General features: G+C 42.7%; 23 protein-coding genes and 1 tRNA gene. 16 read left to right on the plus strand and 8 right to left on the minus strand.

The features are described 5' to 3' along the window. Window positions 1-6 precede the first annotated feature (6 nt). The 9 genes from R2J37_RS07815 to R2J37_RS07855 all read left to right on the plus strand — a co-directional run bounded on the left by R2J37_RS07815 (window position 7) and on the right by R2J37_RS07855 (window position 7,960). Window positions 7-1,914: a DUF975 family protein gene (locus R2J37_RS07815; RefSeq protein WP_316264397.1), complete on the plus strand. Its 1,908-nt coding sequence runs from the start codon at window positions 7-9 to the stop codon at window positions 1,912-1,914. Further along, entirely contained in the window at window positions 1,874-3,073 is a 1,200-nt protein-coding gene (locus R2J37_RS07820) for a metallophosphoesterase (RefSeq protein ID WP_316264399.1), read from the plus strand. Before R2J37_RS07815 ends, R2J37_RS07820 begins: the two co-directional genes overlap by 41 nt. A 141-nt stretch (window positions 3,074-3,214) precedes the next feature. Further along, complete coding sequence (locus R2J37_RS07825; protein ID WP_316264400.1) at window positions 3,215-3,478, plus strand: type II toxin-antitoxin system Phd/YefM family antitoxin; 264 nt, start codon at window positions 3,215-3,217, stop codon at window positions 3,476-3,478. Next, on the plus strand, window positions 3,471-3,731 hold the full coding sequence (locus tag R2J37_RS07830; RefSeq protein ID WP_230106339.1) for a Txe/YoeB family addiction module toxin: 261 nt from the start codon (window positions 3,471-3,473) through the stop codon (window positions 3,729-3,731). Before R2J37_RS07825 ends, R2J37_RS07830 begins: the two co-directional genes overlap by 8 nt. 185 nt (window positions 3,732-3,916) lie before the next feature. Then, a complete protein-coding gene (locus tag R2J37_RS07835) occupies window positions 3,917-5,452 on the plus strand; it encodes a DUF6034 family protein (RefSeq protein ID WP_316264403.1) in 1,536 nt (511 codons plus the stop codon). An 18-nt stretch (window positions 5,453-5,470) separates the two neighbouring features. Beyond that, window positions 5,471-6,220: a hypothetical protein gene (locus R2J37_RS07840; protein WP_316264405.1), complete on the plus strand. Its 750-nt coding sequence runs from the start codon at window positions 5,471-5,473 to the stop codon at window positions 6,218-6,220. Further along, window positions 6,213-7,097: a hypothetical protein gene (locus R2J37_RS07845; protein WP_316264406.1), complete on the plus strand. Its 885-nt coding sequence runs from the start codon at window positions 6,213-6,215 to the stop codon at window positions 7,095-7,097. The genes R2J37_RS07840 and R2J37_RS07845 overlap by 8 nt, the downstream gene beginning before the upstream one ends. Before the next feature lie 19 nt (window positions 7,098-7,116). Then, on the plus strand, window positions 7,117-7,761 hold the full coding sequence (locus tag R2J37_RS07850) for an ATP-binding cassette domain-containing protein (RefSeq protein ID WP_230106335.1): 645 nt from the start codon (window positions 7,117-7,119) through the stop codon (window positions 7,759-7,761). 126 nt (window positions 7,762-7,887) lie between these two features. Further along, window positions 7,888-7,960, plus strand: a tRNA-Thr gene (locus R2J37_RS07855). 148 nt (window positions 7,961-8,108) lie between these two features. Here R2J37_RS07855 and R2J37_RS07860 read toward each other — a convergent pair. The 5 genes from R2J37_RS07860 to R2J37_RS07880 all read right to left on the minus strand — a co-directional run bounded on the left by R2J37_RS07860 (window position 8,109) and on the right by R2J37_RS07880 (window position 11,382). Continuing rightward, on the minus strand, window positions 8,109-8,507 hold the full coding sequence (locus R2J37_RS07860) for a hypothetical protein (protein ID WP_256196303.1): 399 nt from the start codon (window positions 8,505-8,507) through the stop codon (window positions 8,109-8,111). 160 nt (window positions 8,508-8,667) lie between these two features. Continuing rightward, entirely contained in the window at window positions 8,668-9,576 is a 909-nt protein-coding gene (locus R2J37_RS07865) for an IS3 family transposase (protein ID WP_316264409.1), read from the minus strand. Further along, window positions 9,573-9,905 (minus strand): transposase, encoded by a 333-nt coding sequence (locus tag R2J37_RS07870; RefSeq protein WP_072524275.1) that lies wholly within the window; start codon window positions 9,903-9,905, stop codon window positions 9,573-9,575. The genes R2J37_RS07865 and R2J37_RS07870 overlap by 4 nt, the downstream gene beginning before the upstream one ends. Before the next feature lie 118 nt (window positions 9,906-10,023). After that, the gene (locus tag R2J37_RS07875) at window positions 10,024-10,485 is read right to left on the minus strand and encodes a hypothetical protein (protein WP_256194430.1); all 462 of its coding nucleotides are present in this window, start codon (window positions 10,483-10,485) and stop codon (window positions 10,024-10,026) included. 138 nt (window positions 10,486-10,623) lie between these two features. Further along, entirely contained in the window at window positions 10,624-11,382 is a 759-nt protein-coding gene (locus R2J37_RS07880) for a hypothetical protein (protein ID WP_256194429.1), read from the minus strand. Between the two features lie 403 nt (window positions 11,383-11,785). Between R2J37_RS07880 and R2J37_RS07885 the strand changes: the two genes are divergently transcribed. Genes R2J37_RS07885 through R2J37_RS07895 form a run of 3 tightly spaced genes read left to right on the plus strand, consistent with a single transcriptional unit; the run spans window position 11,786 to window position 13,751 of the window. Continuing rightward, window positions 11,786-12,670 (plus strand): NAD(P)-dependent oxidoreductase, encoded by an 885-nt coding sequence (locus tag R2J37_RS07885; RefSeq protein WP_316264414.1) that lies wholly within the window; start codon window positions 11,786-11,788, stop codon window positions 12,668-12,670. 3 nt (window positions 12,671-12,673) lie between these two features. Beyond that, window positions 12,674-13,474, plus strand: coding sequence for an MBL fold metallo-hydrolase (locus tag R2J37_RS07890; protein ID WP_256194426.1), 801 nt, complete (start codon window positions 12,674-12,676; stop codon window positions 13,472-13,474). Window positions 13,475-13,502: 28 nt separating this feature from the next. Continuing rightward, window positions 13,503-13,751, plus strand: a complete 249-nt coding sequence (locus R2J37_RS07895) for a hypothetical protein (RefSeq protein WP_230106331.1) — start codon at window positions 13,503-13,505, stop codon at window positions 13,749-13,751. 57 nt (window positions 13,752-13,808) lie between these two features. On the opposite strand, the gene R2J37_RS07900 is transcribed toward R2J37_RS07895, so the two are convergent. Beyond that, a complete protein-coding gene (locus R2J37_RS07900; RefSeq protein WP_230106330.1) occupies window positions 13,809-14,606 on the minus strand; it encodes an ABC transporter permease in 798 nt (265 codons plus the stop codon). Beyond that, window positions 14,599-15,366 (minus strand): ABC transporter ATP-binding protein, encoded by a 768-nt coding sequence (locus tag R2J37_RS07905; RefSeq protein WP_230106329.1) that lies wholly within the window; start codon window positions 15,364-15,366, stop codon window positions 14,599-14,601. The genes R2J37_RS07900 and R2J37_RS07905 overlap by 8 nt, the downstream gene beginning before the upstream one ends. 147 nt (window positions 15,367-15,513) lie before the next feature. Between R2J37_RS07905 and R2J37_RS07910 the strand changes: the two genes are divergently transcribed. From R2J37_RS07910 to asd, 3 genes are all read left to right on the plus strand, one after another. After that, on the plus strand, window positions 15,514-16,143 hold the full coding sequence (locus R2J37_RS07910; protein ID WP_316264419.1) for an epoxyqueuosine reductase QueH: 630 nt from the start codon (window positions 15,514-15,516) through the stop codon (window positions 16,141-16,143). 66 nt (window positions 16,144-16,209) lie between these two features. Further along, on the plus strand, window positions 16,210-17,604 hold the full coding sequence (argH, locus tag R2J37_RS07915; RefSeq protein WP_256194420.1) for an argininosuccinate lyase: 1,395 nt from the start codon (window positions 16,210-16,212) through the stop codon (window positions 17,602-17,604). Between the two features lie 35 nt (window positions 17,605-17,639). Beyond that, a complete protein-coding gene (gene asd, locus R2J37_RS07920; RefSeq protein WP_316264420.1) occupies window positions 17,640-18,725 on the plus strand; it encodes an aspartate-semialdehyde dehydrogenase in 1,086 nt (361 codons plus the stop codon). A 94-nt stretch (window positions 18,726-18,819) separates the two neighbouring features. Here asd and R2J37_RS07925 read toward each other — a convergent pair whose 3' ends face one another. Further along, window positions 18,820-19,467, minus strand: a complete 648-nt coding sequence (locus R2J37_RS07925; RefSeq protein WP_230106325.1) for an ATP-binding protein — start codon at window positions 19,465-19,467, stop codon at window positions 18,820-18,822. A 99-nt stretch (window positions 19,468-19,566) separates the two neighbouring features. Here R2J37_RS07925 and R2J37_RS07930 point away from each other — a divergent pair, with 99 nt between their 5' ends. Then, window positions 19,567-20,244 (plus strand): Crp/Fnr family transcriptional regulator, encoded by a 678-nt coding sequence (locus R2J37_RS07930; RefSeq protein WP_316264421.1) that lies wholly within the window; start codon window positions 19,567-19,569, stop codon window positions 20,242-20,244. The last annotated feature ends 70 nt before the right edge of the window (window positions 20,245-20,314 follow it).

Consider the following 20,314-nt stretch of genomic DNA (forward strand, 5'->3'; position numbering starts at 1 on the left):
AAACAGATGACGACAAGAAAAGAGATGAAAAGAAAGGCCAAAAAGGCTGTGAAAAAGCACTATATTCTCTATGTGGCAGTATGTCTTATCATGGCATATATGGGAGTGGAATTTTCCTCTTCTCTCAATGTGCTGGATATCACTCCGGCAGAGGAAGTATACCGCATGGAGGATGAAGAGCGCCTGACGAGAATCGGCGCAAACAGCGACGGGCTGATCGATGTTATTGCAGATCTGCTGGCGGGCGATCAGGAAGGCGGGCAGGAGCTCTCCAGTCAGATCAAGGAAGAGGAGAAAGAAAGATCCCTGGAGGGGAATCCGGTATTCGGAAGAACCCGGGGAGTGTTTGCGGGTATTGTAAACAATATTACATCAGGATCAGCGCTGGTCTTTTTAGTGGGCGCGCTTCATTCGCTGCTGGGATCAGAGAGTGCGGCAATTTTGGTTTTGGTACTTTTTGGAATTGCATTTCTGTTTTCTGTCTGGTTTTTCATAACTAATGTTGTATCCGTGATTGCCAGGAGAATTTTTCTGGAAGGGCGGATTTATGAAACGGTACCTTTTCAAAGGTGCCTGTTTTTGCTGCGGGTGAAAAAGTGGGTAAAAGCATGCTGTACCATGTTTTTGACCGCCTTTTTTCAGTTCCTGTGGTCCTTTACAATTATCGGAGGAATCATCAAGTATTATTCCTATTACCTGGTGTCCTATATTGTGGCGGAGAATCCGGATATTTCCTCCAGGGAAGCGATTCGTCTTTCCAGAAGGATGATGAAGGGACATAAATGGGAATGCTTTGTCTATGAGCTTTCTTTTTTGCCGTGGACATTTTTGGGAGCGGCTACAGCAGGGCTGTCTGAGATATTTTACTCTAATCCTTACCGGGCAGCTTCCTTCAGTGAATACTATGCACAGCTTCGGGAGGAAGCAAAAAAGGCCCGTATAAAGGGAAGTCAGTATTTGAATGATACTTATCTTTTTGAAAAGGCAGAAGATGAGATGATCTATCTTGCCTATGAAGATGTGATCTCAGCGCTGGTAAGACCGAAAAGAGATGGAAGGAAATTGAAGGGGATCCGAAAATTCTTTGCTGATTATCTGGGTATCCTGCTGACAAATACAAAAGAAGAAAGAGAATATGAGGAGACGCAGGCTCTTCATATGCGTATGCAGTTTTTAAAAGACGCAGTGGACAGAAAGTCATATCCCAGCCGATTGTCGGCGCTTCCGGAGCAAGAAAAGCGAAAAAAGGTGGAAATGATCCATTATCTTCGTCATTATTCAGTGTGGTCTGTCATTGTTTTATTTTTTGTCTTTTCCTTCATGGGATGGCTGTGGGAGGTCAGCCTTCATCTGGTGCAGGACGGAGAATTTGTGAACAGAGGAGTCCTTCACGGACCATGGCTGCCGATTTACGGGGGCGGAGGGGTTCTCATTCTCTTATTGCTGAACAAGATCAGAAACAGGCCGTTGGCAGAATTTGTGGGAATTATTCTTCTCTGCGGAACAGTGGAATATTTTTCCTCCTATTATCTGGAAATGGCTCACAACGGGGAAAGATGGTGGGATTACAGCGGATATTTTCTGAATCTGCACGGGAGGATCTGCGCAGAGGGACTTCTTGTATTCGGAATTGGGGGTATAGGTCTGGTCTATGTCCTGGCGCCTCTTTTGGACAATGCGATCCAGAAGATACCTCTTCAGATTTTGGCCCCCTTCTGTGTGGTGCTCACAGTGATCTTTGCGGCAGATACCGTTTATTCTATGAAATATCCAAATACCGGAAAGGGAATTACGGATTATGAAAGTAGAGTGGTAACAGATAACTGGAATCAGGAAAACAAGATTTACATACATATACAGGAGAACAATAAATATGCTTGCAATCTATTTATCCCCAATTTATATACTGGTTAATCTATACTTATTTCGCTGGCTGCTCCGCTGGATGGGAGCCTGCCATCACTTCTTTCAGAAGAAATGGATGAAAGCAGGGATGGCCGTGATTTATTTTATCCTGGCCCTTTCCCTTTTGATCGGCTTCCTTCTTCCGGCGGGCAATCTGCAGAGATTTTTCAAATCACTGGGAAATTACTGGCTCGGCGTACTTTTGTATGCGGTTTTGGCAGTTGTCATTGCAGATGTGATACGATTGATCCTGCGGCGGGTAAAGAGGATCAATCAGGATAAACTTCGCTCCCGCAGGACGCTGGCCGTTGGAGGAGGAGCGGCCCTTCTTATCATTATGGCCGTTTCTGTCTGGGGGGTAGTGAATGCCAGAATCATACGGACAACAGAGTATGAGATTACCGTAAAAAAGAACGGAGGCAATCTGGATGAACTGAATGTGGTGCTTCTTGCAGACCTGCATTTGGGCTATAATATCGGATGCCATCAGATGGAACAGATGACAGAGAAAGTCAATGCACAAAACCCGGATCTGGTTGTGATAGCGGGAGATATTTTTGACAACGAATATGAGGCGCTGGACGATCCGGAAAGATTGATTTCCATTTTGAAAGGAATCAAGAGTAAATATGGTGTGTTTGCCTGCTATGGGAATCATGATATTCAGGAAAAGATCCTGGCAGGCTTTACTTTCGGAAACAGGGAAGGAGAAAAAGCCAGTGATCCGAGGATGGACGAGCTTCTTGAAAAAGCAGGAATCACTCTTCTTAGGGATGAGGGAGTGCTGATCGACAACAGCTTCTATCTCTATGGGCGTCCGGATGAAAAGCGCCCGGGAAGAGGAATTACCAGGCGGGCCAAGCCGGAGGAGATTACAAAAGATATGGATCAGGATAAACCGATCCTTGTGATAGACCATGAGCCAAGCCAGCTTGGAGAATTATCCGAGGCCGGCGTGGATGTAGATCTGTGCGGACATACCCACGACGGGCAGATGTTCCCCGGCAATCTTGTTATGGATTTTCTGTGGGAAAATCCGTGCGGTTATCTTAAGAAAGGTGACATGCACAATATCGTGACTTCCGGCGTAGGGCTGTTCGGGCCGAATATGCGGGTTGGGACGAAAGCGGAGATCTGCCCCATTAAGATACAGTTCGAGGCGGCTTGAAACAGTTGAATTTTGAAAAATGAAAATCTTTTAGAATAGAAGAGCAGATGAGTACATATAATTGTACTAAGAGAATTGACGTACAAAATATTGTACGTTATAATGTAAATACAGAAAACAGTATGTCTGGAGGTGCGATATATGTTGGCTGTTAATTATACTATGCTTAGAGAAAATATGAAAAGCTGTATGGATAAAGTTACAGATGACTATGAAACGATGATCGTAACCAGAAAAAACAATAAAAATGTGGTTATGATTTCGGAAGAATCTTATAACAATATGATGGAAAATCTGCATCTTGTCGGGAATAAGACAAATTATGACTGGCTGATGGAGTCTAAGAAACAATTAGAACAGGGAATGGTTTCCATGCACAATCTGGATGAGGCGGGCGATGAATAAAGTTTTTACAGAAAATGGATGGAAAGACTATATATATTGGCAGACAGAAGACCGGAAAACATTGAAGAAAATAAATCGCCTTCTGGATGACATATCAAGAAATGGGAATACAGGCATAGGAAAACCAGAACCGTTGGTTGGGAATCTGTCTGGATTCTGGAGCAGAAGAATAAATGACACTGACAGGTTGGTATATAGAATAGATGAAAATAATGTTTACATTCTGGCTTGTAGGTATCATTATGATATTTAAGAAAAATGTGTGCAGCAGTATCTTATGGGTACTGCTGTTTTTTATTTATAAGAGAGTTGGAAAATTCAAAAAACAGATTAACATATGATTGAATATACTGATAATTTATCTTATAATAATATCAACAATACAATATATAAATAGTCCTGCAAAAGGAAGAAGATGTGGGTGTGGAGGATAAATGTATGAAAAGAAAGATATTATCCATTTGCTGCGTTTTATGTATGGTATTATCTTTAGCTGCCTGTCAAGAGACTCCGGAAGAGGAGATTGTGCTTGATAAGTCTAAGGGACTGCCAAAGGATAGTATTCTTCCAAAGGAGTCGCAAATACCCAAGGACTTTGGAGCGCCAGATCAGTGGCAGGAATCGGTAGAAAAAGGAAACATAGCAGTATCCATCAAGGCGGACTGTCAGATCAATCTTCCGCAGATTTATAATGCACCGGTATATGAGTTGGAAGTGCAGCATATGACAGGGGAACTGCTGGAGCAGCTTTGTGAGTATTTTTCGGACGGAAATCCGCTGTATAAGGAGCCGGAGATGAGCAAAGCGCGCCTTGAGGAAGAAAAGGAAATTCTCCAGCAAGGCAAAGGAGAGTGGGGATTTGACGATCAGGAGATCATAGATGCCAAAACAGGCCAGATTGATGAACTGTTGCAGGATGCGCCGCCAAAAGAGAGCAAAGAGTCTGTGGAGGTGAAACTTGATAAGCCACGCCAGACAGAGTACGAACGGATACAGACAAAGAGCGGTTCTATAGCACCGAGATACAGTAAATTTTATTTTGATACAGATGAGAAGATCGGATTTCAGGCAAGGGTAGATTGCGGGAAGAAAACGGATCCATTGATTTATGCGATCGACTATGATGAGGACGTTGGAAGTACCACAAATTTTCTTTTTCAGCAGGGGAATTTTATAGACGAAAAAGAATTGGCAAAAAAATTGAAAAACTGTGAGCTTTTGCAGATCGGTCAAAACTATCTGGAATATCTTCAGTGGATAGAAACAGAGATGAACGATACAGACCGTTTTACAATTTCGGAGGAAGAAGCAGTTGCGATGTGCGGAAAAGTATTAGAAGATCTCGGACTTAATGATTACACGATGACGGGATGCTGCAGGACGGTTGGAAATGCAGAGGGTGAGAGTATGGCAGGCGTGAATCAGGATGAGGGAATCACAGATTACGGATTCTCCATTTATTACAATCGGAAGGCGGGAGAGCTTGCAGGATATGAACAGCCGTTTCAGCAGCCTTTCAATGATCTGCCGGAAGAAGTTTATGCACCTCCTTTTGCTACGGAGCAAATCCGTATTATTGTGACCGGGGAAGGGATCATGCAGTTTGAATGGGATAATCTTTCCCAAAAGGCAGGGACGATAGCAGAGAATACTGAATTATTATCTTTTGATGAAATAAAAGAAAAATTATATGATCATCTGCTGTATGTTTCTCTGGCAAAGTATGGGGAGGAGGACTATGGAGATATCTATTATTATGAGATTAGAGATGTCCAGCTTCGCGGAGCAAATGTCCCGGCATTTGAGAATCCCGACGGAGCGTGGCTTGTGCCGGTTTGGGTCTTTACTGTGGGACACGAAGTGACTTTTGGAACTTTGGGAACCACTCCTTTTAGTGATATGATAGTTGTTTTAAATGCCATTGACGGAGGGTATATCCAGCCTAATATTGATTCTCGGATTCCGGTAGACTAATTTCTGAAAGGAAGAATCATGAACAGAATGTATCAGGTAGACTGTAAGCGTGGATTGTGTTCCACAGGTTTTTATGTGGGGATTGTGCTGTGCTTTTTAGCCGGAGCGTTTGGTATGGGAGAAATGCTGGAATACATTTCTGAAACAGTGCTGCCGGAAGGGGAGATCCGTTTCCTTTCTGCAGCTTATCTGGCCCTTCATACAGACGCTCTGACTTACGTACTGCCAATCGCATGTACTCTGGCAGCAAGCGGGATGTATATAGAAGATTTACAGAGTGGGACATTGTATTACAGTATTCTTAGAACAACAAAGAAACGATACTACACCAGTAAGATACTCAGTTGTATTACATTTGGAATCCTGACTGTTCTTGCGACAGTTCTGCTTCTTATGGTTGTGTTTATGCTTATGTTTCCCACGGATAAAATGGAAATACAGAACTTTCAAATGGAAAGTCTTGTATATTTGTGTAAACGAACTGTAATCTTGTGTATGAACAGCTCTTTATATGCTTTGCTTGGAGGAGCAATTGCAGGCACTTCCAATAATCGCTATATGGCATATGCGGCTCCTTTTATACTATACTATGTGATATCCACACTGTTTCAGGCGTATCTTTCAGACTATCCGCTTTTAAATCCCAAAGAGTGGATGTTACTGCGGATTTCCCCGGTGTGCCGGGTTGTAGTGGTTTTGGCCGTTGCTAACGTGCTGGCGGCAGCGTGCTATCTGTTCGTCATGGAAAGAAGGTGGACCCATGAATGAGTTTCGTCTTGTATGTTCCATAACTAAACTGAATTTCCTGGGATGGAAGAAAAATTCCCGAATCATGCTGGCTTTTGTATTGGCCTTTGTATTTTGCGTTATGATGTCAGCCAAAGCCATCATGTTTGCACGTACATATGAGACTACCATGCAGATTTTTGAACCCTTTGTGTGGGCGTTTAGTGGTGGGGAATCCATTTTGCTGGCATCTTTTCTTCTGATTTTTTTCTTTATGGATATGCCTTTTCTCAATGAAGCCACGCCCTATTATCTGATGAGGAGCGGACGAAAGGCCTGGATGGGCGCACAAATTCTGTATATTGTAACGGTAACATTTCTTTACATGTTTTTTGTGCTGGTAATGTTTTGCATTTTGTGTGCACCTTTGTCTTTTGTGGGAAATATGTGGAGTGAGACAGGAGCGCTTCTTGGTTATTCTGGCGTGGGAGAGGATATAGCGTTGCCGGCATCCGTGAAAACGATGGAAATGTCAAAGCCTTATCAGTGCATGGCAGAGATCTTTCTTCTGATGACTCTATATACGCTGCTGACAGCGACGATTATGATGATATTTAATCTTTTGAAAAATCAGTTCGGAGGGGTCTTAAGTGTATTTATCCTGAATCTTTATGGGCTTTTGTTAAATCCAGAAATCATCGGGAGAATCCTGGACATACCACAGATACTGCAGTATAAAAGCAATGTGATCACTGGATGGATTTCACCCTTAAATCACGCTACCTACTATATGCATAATTTCGGATATGATTTGTTACCAAGGTTATGGCATAGTTATCTGATCCTTGGCCTATGGATTCTGTTAAACATTTTTATCATCAGAAAGCTGGCTAGACGATATCAGTTCGTATTTTCATAGAGAAACGGAGGGGCGGAGGATGAATGAAATAATGGTAAAGATAGAAAATTTAAGAAAAACCTTCCGGGAAGAAGAGGTTCTTAAGGGAATCAACTGCGAGTTTCAACGAGGGAAAACTTATGCGGTAATTGGAAATAATGGTTCAGGGAAAAGTGTGCTTTTTAAATGTATCTGCGGTTTTCTTACCCCAACAGAAGGGAAGATTACAGTAGATGGGAAACAGATTGGAAAAGATGTGGATTTCCCGGAATCTATCGGGCTGATCATTGAGCATCCAGGATTTATTCCACAAATCTCAGGGTTTAAAAATCTCCGGCTGCTGGCAGGAATCCGCAGGTGCGTTACAGACGAGCAGATTAAGGAGGTAATCCGCAAAGTAGGACTGGATCCTTCCTCAAAAAAAGCAGTAGCCAAATATTCTATGGGAATGAAGCAAAGACTGGGAATCGCTCAAGCGATCATGGAGGATCCGGATCTTCTTATTTTGGATGAACCTTTTAATGGATTAGATAAGAAAGGGGTGGAAGAAATACGTTCCTTGCTGATGGAGCGGAAAGAGAAAGGCAAGACGATTCTTCTTACCAGCCATAATAGTGAAGATATCACACTTCTTGCAGATCATGTCTGGGAGATGGACGCAGGCAGGATGACAAAAGTCAGATAGCGTTGCCGTTTATACGGATTGTGAATTTGAGAAAAAAGACAATACCCCTTTAAAAATCTATTGACAAACGATCGACACACAGCTATACTTGAATGCGTACTGGTTTGAAAATGACATTTACAGTTTGCTGGAATAGCTCAGTCGGTAGAGCACTTCACTCGTAATGAAGGGGTCGTCGGTTCAAGTCCGATTTCCAGCTCTCCTAAAATTCCTTGAAAAAGATGGGTTTGCGATACATACCCATCTTTTCTATTTTGCTGAAATGGGAATAGTTACCCTAACCAGAAATTTCTTGGATCTTTAGTTTCCTTTTTTTGAAAGAAAACTGCAAAAGAAAAAATTTATTACTATTTTAAGCAGCTAAAAAATTTAAATATGTTCTTTTCATCATATTCCTCTGAAAAATCAATATAAGAGAAGGAAACAACGATGATTAATTTGAACGAGGTAATACAGTATCTTAAATGGAAGTTATTCCATGTGCGTAAATCTGCTGTCCGTAAATAGAACTGCTCCACAGAAAGACGGAATAATTCAAGAAACGCTTTATGCGAAATGCCCTGCCTTGCCTTTGAAACAGCCTGTTTTGATACAAATGGAGGAACCACAGATGGAAACGTATCTAAAAATCGGGAATAGTTTATGGGAATGGATTTATGAACCGACTGGAGCACAAAGCAAATCAGGTTGGAGAAAGGAAGCTTCCCTGAATGTGTAAAAGCATTACCGATGCGTTTTGTATTCATAAAAACACCTCGCATTGAAAATGTAATCAATGCGAGGCAACATTTTTTGAACGTTTTGTCAAGTGTGTTTAGGCATTTTTTATTTTTGATATATTTTAAGTTGACGACATTGTGATATTGTCAAGATTAGTTGACACATTTATTTCAAGGATATTACTGACTATGCTACCAGTTCCAAATCCTCATAATACTGTCTGCGTTTTATCATGGGAGGAAGCCCGCCATTGGCAGAGCAGATCCTCCGGTTATTCCAGTAGCTGAGGAAGTATCTCCAAATGAGCGCCTTTAATTCCTCTACCATCATCTGCCTTGTGTCATAGCGGTCATAAAGGAGCTCTGTCTTCATTCTGGCCCACATACTCTCACAGCGTGCATTATCATGGCAGCGTCCTCCTGCACTGTTCATGCTTTGGTGGATGTGGTGCTCCCGGATGGTCTGGCGGTAAGACTCACTGGTATACTGTGTCCCACGGTCACTGTGGATGATCGCTCCTTCCAATGCGGGATATGCAGTCAGGGCATTTTCCAGTGTTTGGATACACAGATCTGCTTTCATGTTTGTCCCCATTGACAGACCGAGGACGCTAAGATCAAAGCAGTCGAAAATCGCAGATACATACAGTTTCCCATTGCGCGCCGGGATCTCCGTGATATCTGTAATACATTTTTCTAATGGGGCATCTGAATGGAAATCCCGCTTCAACAGATCATCCGATTTCATGGCTTCCCGGTCTGCCTTTGTAAGTCCATTCGGCTTTCTCTTTGGCCGATGGCTCAGGCCGATCTGATCCATAACCCGGTATACGGTCCGTTCACTGGGTATATGTACGCCCTCCGGCTGCTTCAGCAACAGCGCCTGATACATCCGGATCCGTCCATAAGTATCGTTACATTCATCCTCACTGATGATTTCTTTCATGGCATCCGCCAGATCCTGGTACTTCCATGGACGGTCTTTGTTTGCGAGATATTTATAGAAGCCCTGCCGGCTGATACCAAGCATCCGGCAATAAAATGAAATTTTTCCGGTAATCCTGCCGTCCTCTGTTTTCAAAGCGAGAAAGATCATTCTCTGGTTTTTGCTGACTTCCGACGGCTGGCGGCGAAAAAAGCGCTGGCTTCCTCCAGAAATTCATTTTCTTCCTTCAGGCGGCGGATTTCTTTATCCTGCTCCTTCACCCGCTTACGCAGCATGGTAATTTCTTCTGACAGGCTCATTGCACTGGCAGGGGTATGGGAACCTTCCCCAACATCCAGCTTACCAGCTCTTACAGCTTTCAGCCATGTATGGATGGTTCCTTCAGGGATTCCTAATTCTTTAGCAGCCTTAGCGCCGCCGATTTCTTTGGCAAGTTTCACTGCCTGTACTTTGTATTCATGGTCATATTTACGTGCCACTTTGAATACCTCCTTATTCTCTTGGTTTTATTATGAAATCCTTGAGAATAAGCTGTCAACTTTTTTTATACCACACCATTGCCCGTTTTACGGGTGGGAGCGACTATAAAATGGTAATTTAAGATTTATCTAAAATTAAAGAAAAAAGATACAAAAGAGACGAAACCAAAAAGCCAGTTGTAATATGGTATAATTCTAAAGATTCAAATGGATATATTGGTATGACATAATATAAAAAGAAAGAAATACTAATCCATTTAAGTGCTCTTTTATTTTGAAATATAAAAGGACTATCTTTTTCCATTATATTTTTAAACAATCTTTTTGAACATTTAGAAAATATTAAGAAAAAAAATAGTTTGACTAAGTAAAGGATAAGAGAAAGAATGAAAAAAGGATAAGAGAGATTAGGCATTACTTGTCTTAAGGCAATCATTCCCTTTTCAAATTGAGATGGAGATATAACAGGTAAAAGAGAAGATAGAATAATTAGAATAAAAAGGGCCAGACATTGAATCGCTATTATTATATATACCACATAGAATACTTTGTAAAAAAAACTTGTATACTTTTTTACCATTATATTGTGACTCCCAACACTTTTTCGTTAAATTATAATAGCCCGTTAATAAACTATATGCTCAACAGAATGTGAGCTTAACAGGGCTACGCCCCATAGTAGTACAAAGGATTGTCAGAAGACAATCCTTTGTATAATTTAAGAAATTATTACACCGCGTCCGTCAAATTCATCGTAGTAAGAATCAAGATAATATTTATGAGCACTATCTAAGAAGTACATTGCAGATACTGCCTCTCTAACAATTACAAACTGGTTCGTATCACTTAACATATAGCTGTATGTTTCATGAGTATAAACGTATTCTGAATTTCTATTGAAAAGAGCTTCAGCAATAACCAAGAGCTTAGATGGTAACTTTTCGGCTAAAACTACACCTAAAGCCATAAAGAGGAGCTGGGCAATTGTAGCGATAGGAGAACCCTTAATATATAATTTTGAATCGAAAGTCTGAGTAACCCATTCTCCTGTTGTGCCATCAGAATAAGGAATTATCCTAGCTGGTTGGGGAGATATAGTTTCTACGTTAGTTTGTCCGTCTGGAGTAGTTGTCTCTATGATAACATTTCCACCATCAATATAGGATTGTACCGTTTTGACTAAAGAACAATCACCTTGTTCATTTACGGTGTAAGTGTAGCTTGTCACATTTTGAAAAGAAGCATCTGTTTCTTCCACTACTTTATAATGCGTTCCATTTTCATCGTATGTGTATACATAGCTTCCTTCATTAAAACTTCCTTCTTCAATGGTAAGATTTTCTCTAGTTTGATTAACATCAGCGTTTTCTACGATTGGCGTCTCTTCAGCAGCCATAACAGTTGCAGGTCCGGCATAGCTAATGATACTAGATGTACACAATAATATAGCTATTGCTTTTATAATATTTTTCTTCATTCCTTTAATTCTTCTCTAATTTAATTTAGTCCGGACTAGAAGATGTTTAGATATTACTACATTTTTGTAATTACCCAATGAAGATTAAGTTAAAAAGAAGTAAAATTTTTGCGCTTTATACCTCACAAATGGCGGGGCTCCATTCTCCTAAAGCTTGCAAAAGGAAATCTTCTTGTAACTCACCTCCAACAAATAACTCTGGTGTTTTCCTTGCTTTTTTATGGGTTGCCATCTTCCATATTTATAGGAATGGACAAGTATATAGTCCGGCGGTGATATGTCAAGAGGAAAATGAATAAAAATCAATAGATTTAATAAAAAAATAAGGAAGAAGTATGGCGGAAAGAACAGGATTGGTAGTATGATAGATAGCGTAAAGCAGAAAGGAAAAGGAGACAGGGCAATGAAAAAAATAGCATTTATCGGATTAGGGATCATGGGAAAATCCATGGCCAGAAACGTGATGAAAAAAGGATATGAACTTAATATTTATGCAAGGACCAGAAGCAAGGTGTCTGATCTGGAGCAGGAGGGAGCTGTATTTTACGAGACGATTCCGGCGTGTGTGAAAGATGCAGATGCGGTGATTACGATCGTAGGTTATCCGAAAGATGTGGAGGAAGTTTATTTTGGAGAAAATGGTATTTTGCAGAATGCGAAACAGGGAACCTATGTCATTGATATGACAACTTCCAGTCCGAAGATCGCAGAAAAGATTGACAGAGAGGCCAAAGAGAGAGGTCTTCATGCGCTGGATGCACCGGTGACAGGAGGAGACACAGGGGCAAAAGCAGGAACGCTTTCCATACTGGTGGGAGGAGCGAAGGAAGATTACGAGTCCTGTCTGCCGCTGTTTGAAGCAATGGGAAATAATATCAATTATGAAGGAGCGGCAGGAGCAGGACAAAATACAAAACTTGCGAACCAGATCATGATAGCAGGAACCATATCCGGACTCTGCGAAGCTTTAAGCTATGCAAAGGCCAAGGGCCTTGATCTTCAGACTCTCCTTGATTCGGTGGCAACGGGAGCAGCGGGAAGCCGTCAGCTTGATACCCTTGCCCCCAGGATATTAAAAGGGGATTTTGCTCCGGGATTTTTTATCAAGCATTTTATCAAGGATATGAAGCTGGCCGCCAGCGAGGCGAAGAGCGAGGAGCTGGAGCTGAACGTACTGGAAAGGGTGCTGGACAATTATGAAACGCTTGCAGAGGCAGGCTGTGAAGAGGACGGCACACAGGCCCTGATTAAATTTTATGAGAAATGTGAAACAGGAAAGGAAAATTAAAAGATGAAGCTTACAATTTTAGGAACCGGAAATGCAGCTGTTACGGAATGCTACAATACATGCTTTGCATTTTCAGATGGAGACAGGCACTTTTTGGTAGATGCAGGGGGCGGAAATCAGATCCTGAAGCGTTTGAAAGACGCAGGAATACCGCTGTCCCAGATCCACGATATTTTCATTACTCATGAACATATTGATCATCTTCTGGGGCTGATCTGGCTTGTACGGATGATCGGGCAGAATATGAATAAAGGCAAATATGAGGGAAATTTGAATATCTATTGCCATGAAGATTTGATTCCGGTTATCAGGACGATCACTGATCTGACTATACAGAAAAAAGTAACAAAGCATATCGGAGAGAGAATCCTCCTTACTCCGGTGGCTCATGGAGAGACAAGAGAAATTCTGGACTGTCCGGTAACTTTCTTTGATATTTACTCCACAAAAGCAAAACAGTACGGCTTTACTATGATGCTTCCGGGAAATGTGAAATTTACCTGCGCAGGGGACGAGCCGTATAATGAGAAGGATTATGAGTTCGCAAAGGACAGTGACTGGCTGATGCATGAGGCGTTCTGCCTGTACAGCGAGGCGGATGAATTTGGCCCTTACGAAAAACATCACAGTACGGTAAAAGAGGCGTGCCAGACAGCAGAAGAGCTGAAAATCCCGAATTTGATCCTCTATCATACTGAGGATAAGAATATCGCAAGGCGCAAAGAGCTTTATACAGAAGAAGGAAAAGAGTACTATCACGGTAATCTGTATGTGCCGGATGATATGGAAGTATTTGAATTATAATTATAAAGGAAAAGGTGAAGGAATCATAATGACCATTTCAAGAGAAATGCTGTTTCCTCTTGCATTTTACAAAAAATCTGTTTTCAATGGAAGCCGGGGAAAGATGAATTACCGGATAGAGAAGAAAGAGAACGAAGAAAAAAAAGAAGAATTTCTTCTTACTGTCTGGGAAGGACCTTTCTGTTATGATGCGACGAAGGAAGAGAAAAAGACCTTCCATTATGATTTCAGTGAAGAGGGGATGCAGAAAATTATGGAGCAGCTTAATGAGCTGTAGTAAATAAAGTATGTAGGGCAGCCGGTACAAAAGTACGGCTGCTTTTTTGCGACAAAGTCATACCCGCTTTCGATACCATCTTTCCAGAAGATTGATCAGCGAATACAACCCCATTGCCATGATACACAAAAGCACGATAGACATGAGAAGCCAGTCAAGCTTGAAGGTCTGGCTGGCGTATATGATCAGATAACCAAGCCCCTCTCTGGCAGCCAGAAACTCGCCGATGATCACTCCTACCAGACAAAGGCCGATGTTAACCTTCATGGTGCTGATGACAGCAGGAATGGAACTTGGAATGACAGCCTTTGTAAGAGCGTGAAAACGGTTTCCGTGCAGGGTGTAGATCAGTTTGATCTTTTCCGGATCCACGGTCTTGAAGGCGGTGTGAAGGTTTAATATACTTCCGAAGATCGCCACAGACATTCCGGCTACAATAATGGTTGTTGTAGTTGCGCCAAGCCATACGATCAAAAGGGGAGCAAGGGCGGATTTCGGCAGGCTGTTCAGTACCACGATGTAGGGATCCAGTACCTCAGAGAGGCGGGGACTAAGCCAAAGAGCAACTGCCATCAGAAGGCTGATGGCAATTACAAGGGCAAAACTGACAATTGTCTCATAGAGAGTTACTCCTATATGTGTAAAAATACTGTGATCTTTCAGCATATCCCAAAAACACAGTGCGATTTTTGAAGGGCTGCTGAAGATAAAAGAGTCGATCAGACCGATGTTTGCGCTGAATTCCCAGATGAACAGAAAGGCAAGCAAAAGAAAAATCCGGGAAATCTGCACGATCCGGGTATATTTTTTCTGTTTGTTCAGATAGTTTAATTGTGCAGTAGATAAATCACTCATTGCTGTTCAATTCCTTCCAGATCAGATTAAAATAGGTTTTAAATTCCGGTGCATCTCTCCGTTTCAGCGGGGTATCCTCATCCAGATGAAAGACAAGAGAGAGGGTTTGTTTGATGGACGCCGGGCGGGGGCTTAAGATAATGACTCTGTCTGCCAGCGAAACGGCCTCTGATAAATCGTGGGTTACTAAGATGGCAGTTTTCTTTTCCTTTCGTATGATCTGGCCGATATCGTCGCCGACATGAAGCCGGGTCTGATAGTCAAGAGCCGAGAACGGTTCATCCAGAAGAAGGATATCAGGTTCAAGTACAAGCGTGCGGACGAGAGCAGCCCTTTGCCGCATTCCTCCGGACAGTTCGGAAGGCCTGGAATTTTCAAACTGTTTCAGACCGTAAGTATCCAAGAGTTCGTGGGCTTTCTCTTTGGATTTTGTCGTCAGCATATGCTGCACTTCCAGCCCTAAAATGACATTGTTGTAGATAGTGCGCCACTCAAAGAGCTGATCATGCTGGAGCATATAGCCAATATTTGTTGTGCTTTCCCGGAGATATTTTCCTTTGATCTTAATCAGTCCTCTTTCGGGTTCCAAAAGTCCGGCGATCAGAGAGAGCAATGTGGATTTGCCACAGCCGGAAGGGCCGACGACAGCCACAAATTCTCCTTCTTTCATGCTGAAAGAAATATCGGTAAGAGCCGGTGTTTCGCCATCCATTGTGTGATAAGAATAATAGATATGTTTCAGTTCTAAAATTTCTTCCATAGGAAATCCTCCGCGTATCAGCGCTGTTGTAAGTATATATTAGTTTATGCGGTCCGCGGCAAACGGTGCTTGCAACAAAGGGGAAAATACCATATACTAAGTATCAGATTCTATTAGAACAAAAAGTGAGGAAAGAGGAGACGTTCTATGAATTACCAAAGAGAGCTGGATATGCTGCTGGCAAAGCTGGAAAAAAGCGGGGAAGTTCCCAGGCTTTTGCTTCACAGCTGCTGTGCGCCCTGCAGCAGTTATGTGCTGGAATATTTAAGTGATTATTTTGAAATCACTGTATTTTATTATAATCCGAATATTTTTCCGGAAAGTGAATATACCAAAAGGATTCTGGAACAACAGACGCTGATCGGAGAGATGCAGGTAAAATATCCGATATCTTTTCTTGCAGGGCACTATGACAGGGAGAAGTTTTATAAGATGGCAGAAGGGCTGGAACACCTCAAGGAAGGTGGAGAGCGCTGTCTGAAATGCTATGAACTGCGTCTTAGGGAGTCGGCACAGATCGCGAAGAAGGGCGGATTTGATTATTTTACGACCACGCTTACCATCAGTCCTTTGAAAAATGCAGACCGGCTTAATGAAATCGGCAAGAAAATGGAAGAAGAATATGGCGTTACGTATCTTCAGTCTGATTTCAAGAAGAAAAATGGTTATAAAAGATCCATAGAACTTTCAAAAGAATTTAACCTGTATCGTCAGGACTATTGTGGATGTGAATTTTCTCTGGCAGAGGCCCAGAAAAGAAGGAATTATGAAAAATAACTGGGTTTTTACAGGGAAATGTGTTAGAATAACGAACTATAATACAAAAGAAAGGGGATTCCACTTATGGCGCAGTTATGGGGCGGTCGATTTACAAAAGAAACAGATCAGTTAGTATATAATTTTAATGCTTCCATTTCTTTCGATAAAAAGCTGTATGCTCATGATATTGAGGGAAGCATTGCACATGTGATGATGCTGGCAAGGCAAGGGGTCTTGAGTGATGCAGAAAAGGAAGATATTATAGCAGGACTTCAGGGAATCCGGTCAGATGTGGAAAAAGGAAAACTGGAGATTACAGACGAATATGAGGACATTCACAGCTTTGTGGAGGCAGAGCTGACCAGGCGGATCGGAGAGGCAGGGAAAAAGCTTCACACAGGGCGGAGCAGGAACGATCAGGTAGCGGTTGATATGAAGCTTTATACAAGAGATGAAGTAAGGCAGATGAACAGCCTGATCAAGGAAATGCTGCATACGCTGCTTTCCATCATGGAAGAAAATACGGAAACTTTTATGCCGGGATTTACCCATCTGCAGAAAGCACAGCCGATTACGCTGGCTCACCATATGGGAGCATATTTTGAAATGTTCAAAAGGGATCATGAGCGTATGGTGGATATTTGCCGCAGGATGGATACCTGCCCCTTAGGTTCAGGAGCGCTGGCAGGGACAACTTATCCTCTTGACCGGGAATATACAGCGAGGCTTTTAGGATTTAGCGGACCGACACTCAACAGTATGGACGGAGTGTCAGACAGAGATTATCTGATTGAGTTTTTATCTGCCCTGTCTATGGTCATGATGCATTTGAGCAGGTTTTCAGAAGAAGTCATTATCTGGAATACGAATGAGTATCAGTTTGTGGAAATCGATGATGCATACAGCACAGGAAGCAGTATTATGCCCCAGAAGAAAAATCCGGATATTGCCGAGCTGGTACGTGGAAAGACGGGAAGGGTTTATGGCGCTTTGATGTCTCTTCTTACGACTATGAAGGGGATTCCTCTTGCTTATAACAAAGATATGCAGGAAGATAAAGAACTTGTATTTGACGCTATTGATACGGCAAAAGGCTGTCTGTCCCTGTTTACAGGTATGCTTAGAACTATGAAATTCAACCGGAAGAAAATGGCGGAAAGCGCAAGGCATGGATTTACCAATGCTACGGATGCAGCTGATTATCTGGTAGGCAAAGGTGTGCCCTTCCGGGATGCTCACGGCATTGTGGGACAGCTGGTTCTGTATTGTATCGATAAAGGAATTGCCCTGGATGATATGTCCCTGGAGGAATACAGGCAGATATCTCCGGTCTTTGAGGAAGATATTTACGATGCCATCAGCATGGAAACCTGTGTCAATAAGAGAGTGACAATAGGAGCACCCGGAAAGGCTGCTATGCAGGATGTGATCGGGAAATATAAAAAATATCTGGAAGGCTATGGGGATGACCGCATCTGACCGGACAGAGAAATAAAAGGAAAAGGAGAGAGAAAATGGAACAGAAATTAAGAGTAGGCATTTTGGGAGCGACAGGTATGGTAGGACAGCGTTTTATTTCTCTGCTGGAAAATCATCCCTGGTTTGAGGTAGTAACAGTAGCGGCAAGCCCGCGTTCTGCCGGAAAAACATATGAGGAGGCAGTGGGAGGAAGATGGAAGATGGATACTCCCATGCCGGAGGCGGTAAAAAAACTGACAGTACTTAATGTAAATGAAGTGGAAAAAGTTGCAGCGACTGTAGATTTTGTTTTCAGCGCTGTTGATATGACAAAAGAAGAGATCAAAGCGATCGAGGAGGAGTATGCAAAGACGGAGACTCCTGTGGTATCCAATAACAGCGCCCATCGCTGGACTCCGGATGTGCCGATGGTAGTTCCGGAAATCAATCCGGAACATTTTGACGTCATCGAATCACAGAAAAAGAGGCTGGGAACAACAAGAGGATTTATTGCTGTAAAGCCAAACTGCTCGATCCAAAGTTACGCACCCTGCCTTGCTGCATGGAAGGAATTTGGTCCTAAGGAACTTGTTGTTACTACATATCAGGCGATTTCCGGTGCAGGAAAAACATTTAAGGACTGGCCGGAGATGGACGGCAATATTATTCCCTATATTGGCGGAGAGGAAGAAAAAAGTGAAAAGGAACCTTTACGTGTTCTTGGCCGGGTAGAAAACGGCGAGATCGTTATGGCAGATGCCCCGAAGATTACATGCCAGTGTGTGCGAGTTCCTGTTTTAAACGGGCATACGGCTGCAGTATTTATTAATTTTGAGAAGAAACCTTCAAAAGAGGAACTGATCGAGAAGCTGGTAAGCTTCCGGGGATTTCCGCAGGAGGCTGATCTTCCGAGTGCGCCGAAGCAGTTTATCCAGTATCTGGAGGAGGACAACCGTCCGCAGGTAAGCCTTGACGTTGACTATGAAAGAGGAATGGGTGTATCCATCGGACGTCTGCGGGAGGATTCAATTTATGATTATAAATTTATCGGTCTGTCCCACAATACAGTACGCGGCGCTGCCGGCGGCGCAGTGCTGTGTGCGGAAACACTGACTGCAAAAGGATTTATCCAGGCGAAATAGTCAATTTGGGACGTAACACTTTTTAAAAGTGTTACGTCCCAAATTGCAGTTTACGGTGGGTAAAAATGTCAAATACCCTGTGCTTTTTTGTTGATTAGTCCAGAATGTCCCCTTCGATGGAGATGGTTACAACCTGCCAGGGAATCCATTTCCCGCTGTTTTTCAGTGCTTCTGCAGCAGCATGTTCGATTCCGCCGCAGCAGGGAACTTCCATGCGGACGATGGTGACATCTTTTATATTGTTATTTTTGATAATGTCTGTCAGTTTTTCGGTATAATCTACTGCGTCCAGTTTTGGGCAGCCGATCAAAGTGACTTTGCCGCGGATGAAATCCTGATGGAAGTTTCCGTAAGCATATGCGGTGCAGTCAGCGGCGATCAGAAGATGTGCGCCGTCAAAGTAAGGGGCGTTGACAGGAGCCAGTTTGATCTGTACCGGCCATTGGCGAAGCTGGGATTCCACCGGCGATGTGTTCGCTGTGCTTCTGTTGGAAGAAGTTTTTCGACTGGAAAGGTGGCGTTTCACTGCCTCTTCATCATAGGCTGCCGCTTCCCTTTCAACAAAGGAAATGGCATTAGTGGGACAGGTCGGAAGACAGTCGCCTAAGCCGTCACAGTAATCGTCGCGCATCAGCTTTGCCTTGCCGTTTACCATTTCAATGGCGCCTTCATGGCAGGCATCGGCACAAAGCCCGCATCCGTTGCATTTTTCTTCATCAATCTGAATGATTTTACGTATCATAATTTTTCTCCTTATCTTTGTATTGTATGTCGCTGCCTGACTTAGTATAGTATAAAAGAAAAAAAGAATCAGTTGCTTTTGCAACAGAAAAGAGGAAATATGGATGATGTTATAAAAATGCTGTTGGTATCACCCTTGTTTCAGGGCATACCTGAAGAAAAAATGATGGAAGTTCTTCGGTGCCTTGATGCAAGATGGGCAGACTTTGAAAAAGGACAGCAGCTTTTCAGACAGGGAACTTCTCTGAAAGCAGCCGGATTCCTGGTAGAAGGGAGCCTGTCTCTGGAGAGGGAAGATTTCTGGGGCAACAGAAGCATTCTTGCAGTCGTAAGGCAGGGGGAGATCTTCGGAGAAGTGTACGCCTGCAGGCAGGAAAAGAGGCTGAATATCAATATTACAGCTCTGGAAAAAGCCAGCGTTTTATTTTTAAATCTTGAAACAATACTTGAGAGTCAAAAATTCCCGGAGGATATAAGGACTGTGCTCCTTGGAAATCTTGTGGGTATCCTGGCGGATAAAACATATTACATGTCACGAAAAGCAGAGTTTTTAAGTGCAAGGACAACGAGAGAAAAACTGATGAGTTATCTGTCGGCTCAGGCGCAGGAGACAGGTAAGACCGAGTTTCAGATTCCTTTTAACAGACAGGAGATGGCAGATTTTTTATCTGTTGAGAGAAGCGCCATGTGCAGGGAGCTTGGCAAAATGAGGCGGGAAGGCATTGTAAGCTTTTCCAAAAAGCAATTCTGCCTGAAAGGAAAGGCAAAGGAGGAGTAAATCTTCTGGATATATTTTTGCTTTGCATGTATAATCTTAATAGAAGGAATGCGCTGCAAGGAGGAAGGAA

Source organism: Claveliimonas bilis (genome assembly GCF_030296775.1).
Taxonomy (GTDB): domain Bacteria; phylum Bacillota; class Clostridia; order Lachnospirales; family Lachnospiraceae; genus Claveliimonas; species Claveliimonas bilis.

Bases quoted from the DNA above. Each gene is read 5' to 3' on its own strand.
- R2J37_RS07885 (WP_316264414.1), top strand. From the start codon at position 11,786: ATGAAAAAAATAGCATTTATCGGATTAGGGATCATGGGAAAATCCATG.
- R2J37_RS07865 (WP_316264409.1), bottom strand. From the start codon at position 9,576: ATGATCTTTCTCGCTTTGAAAACAGAGGACGGCAGGATTACCGGAAAA.
- R2J37_RS07850 (WP_230106335.1), top strand. From the start codon at position 7,117: ATGAATGAAATAATGGTAAAGATAGAAAATTTAAGAAAAACCTTCCGG.
- R2J37_RS07900 (WP_230106330.1), bottom strand. From the start codon at position 14,606: ATGAGTGATTTATCTACTGCACAATTAAACTATCTGAACAAACAGAAA.
- R2J37_RS07820 (WP_316264399.1), top strand. From the start codon at position 1,874: ATGCTTGCAATCTATTTATCCCCAATTTATATACTGGTTAATCTATAC.
- R2J37_RS07830 (WP_230106339.1), top strand. From the start codon at position 3,471: ATGAATAAAGTTTTTACAGAAAATGGATGGAAAGACTATATATATTGG.
- R2J37_RS07910 (WP_316264419.1), top strand. From the start codon at position 15,514: ATGAATTACCAAAGAGAGCTGGATATGCTGCTGGCAAAGCTGGAAAAA.
- R2J37_RS07925 (WP_230106325.1), bottom strand. From the start codon at position 19,467: ATGATACGTAAAATCATTCAGATTGATGAAGAAAAATGCAACGGATGC.
- R2J37_RS07845 (WP_316264406.1), top strand. From the start codon at position 6,213: ATGAATGAGTTTCGTCTTGTATGTTCCATAACTAAACTGAATTTCCTG.
- R2J37_RS07905 (WP_230106329.1), bottom strand. From the start codon at position 15,366: ATGGAAGAAATTTTAGAACTGAAACATATCTATTATTCTTATCACACA.
- argH (WP_256194420.1), top strand. From the start codon at position 16,210: ATGGCGCAGTTATGGGGCGGTCGATTTACAAAAGAAACAGATCAGTTA.
- R2J37_RS07930 (WP_316264421.1), top strand. From the start codon at position 19,567: ATGGATGATGTTATAAAAATGCTGTTGGTATCACCCTTGTTTCAGGGC.
- R2J37_RS07880 (WP_256194429.1), bottom strand. From the start codon at position 11,382: ATGAAGAAAAATATTATAAAAGCAATAGCTATATTATTGTGTACATCT.
- R2J37_RS07890 (WP_256194426.1), top strand. From the start codon at position 12,674: ATGAAGCTTACAATTTTAGGAACCGGAAATGCAGCTGTTACGGAATGC.
- R2J37_RS07815 (WP_316264397.1), top strand. From the start codon at position 7: ATGACGACAAGAAAAGAGATGAAAAGAAAGGCCAAAAAGGCTGTGAAA.
- R2J37_RS07860 (WP_256196303.1), bottom strand. From the start codon at position 8,507: ATGAATACAAAACGCATCGGTAATGCTTTTACACATTCAGGGAAGCTT.
- asd (WP_316264420.1), top strand. From the start codon at position 17,640: ATGGAACAGAAATTAAGAGTAGGCATTTTGGGAGCGACAGGTATGGTA.
- R2J37_RS07875 (WP_256194430.1), bottom strand. From the start codon at position 10,485: ATGGTAAAAAAGTATACAAGTTTTTTTTACAAAGTATTCTATGTGGTA.
- R2J37_RS07895 (WP_230106331.1), top strand. From the start codon at position 13,503: ATGACCATTTCAAGAGAAATGCTGTTTCCTCTTGCATTTTACAAAAAA.
- R2J37_RS07835 (WP_316264403.1), top strand. From the start codon at position 3,917: ATGAAAAGAAAGATATTATCCATTTGCTGCGTTTTATGTATGGTATTA.
- R2J37_RS07840 (WP_316264405.1), top strand. From the start codon at position 5,471: ATGAACAGAATGTATCAGGTAGACTGTAAGCGTGGATTGTGTTCCACA.
- R2J37_RS07825 (WP_316264400.1), top strand. From the start codon at position 3,215: ATGTTGGCTGTTAATTATACTATGCTTAGAGAAAATATGAAAAGCTGT.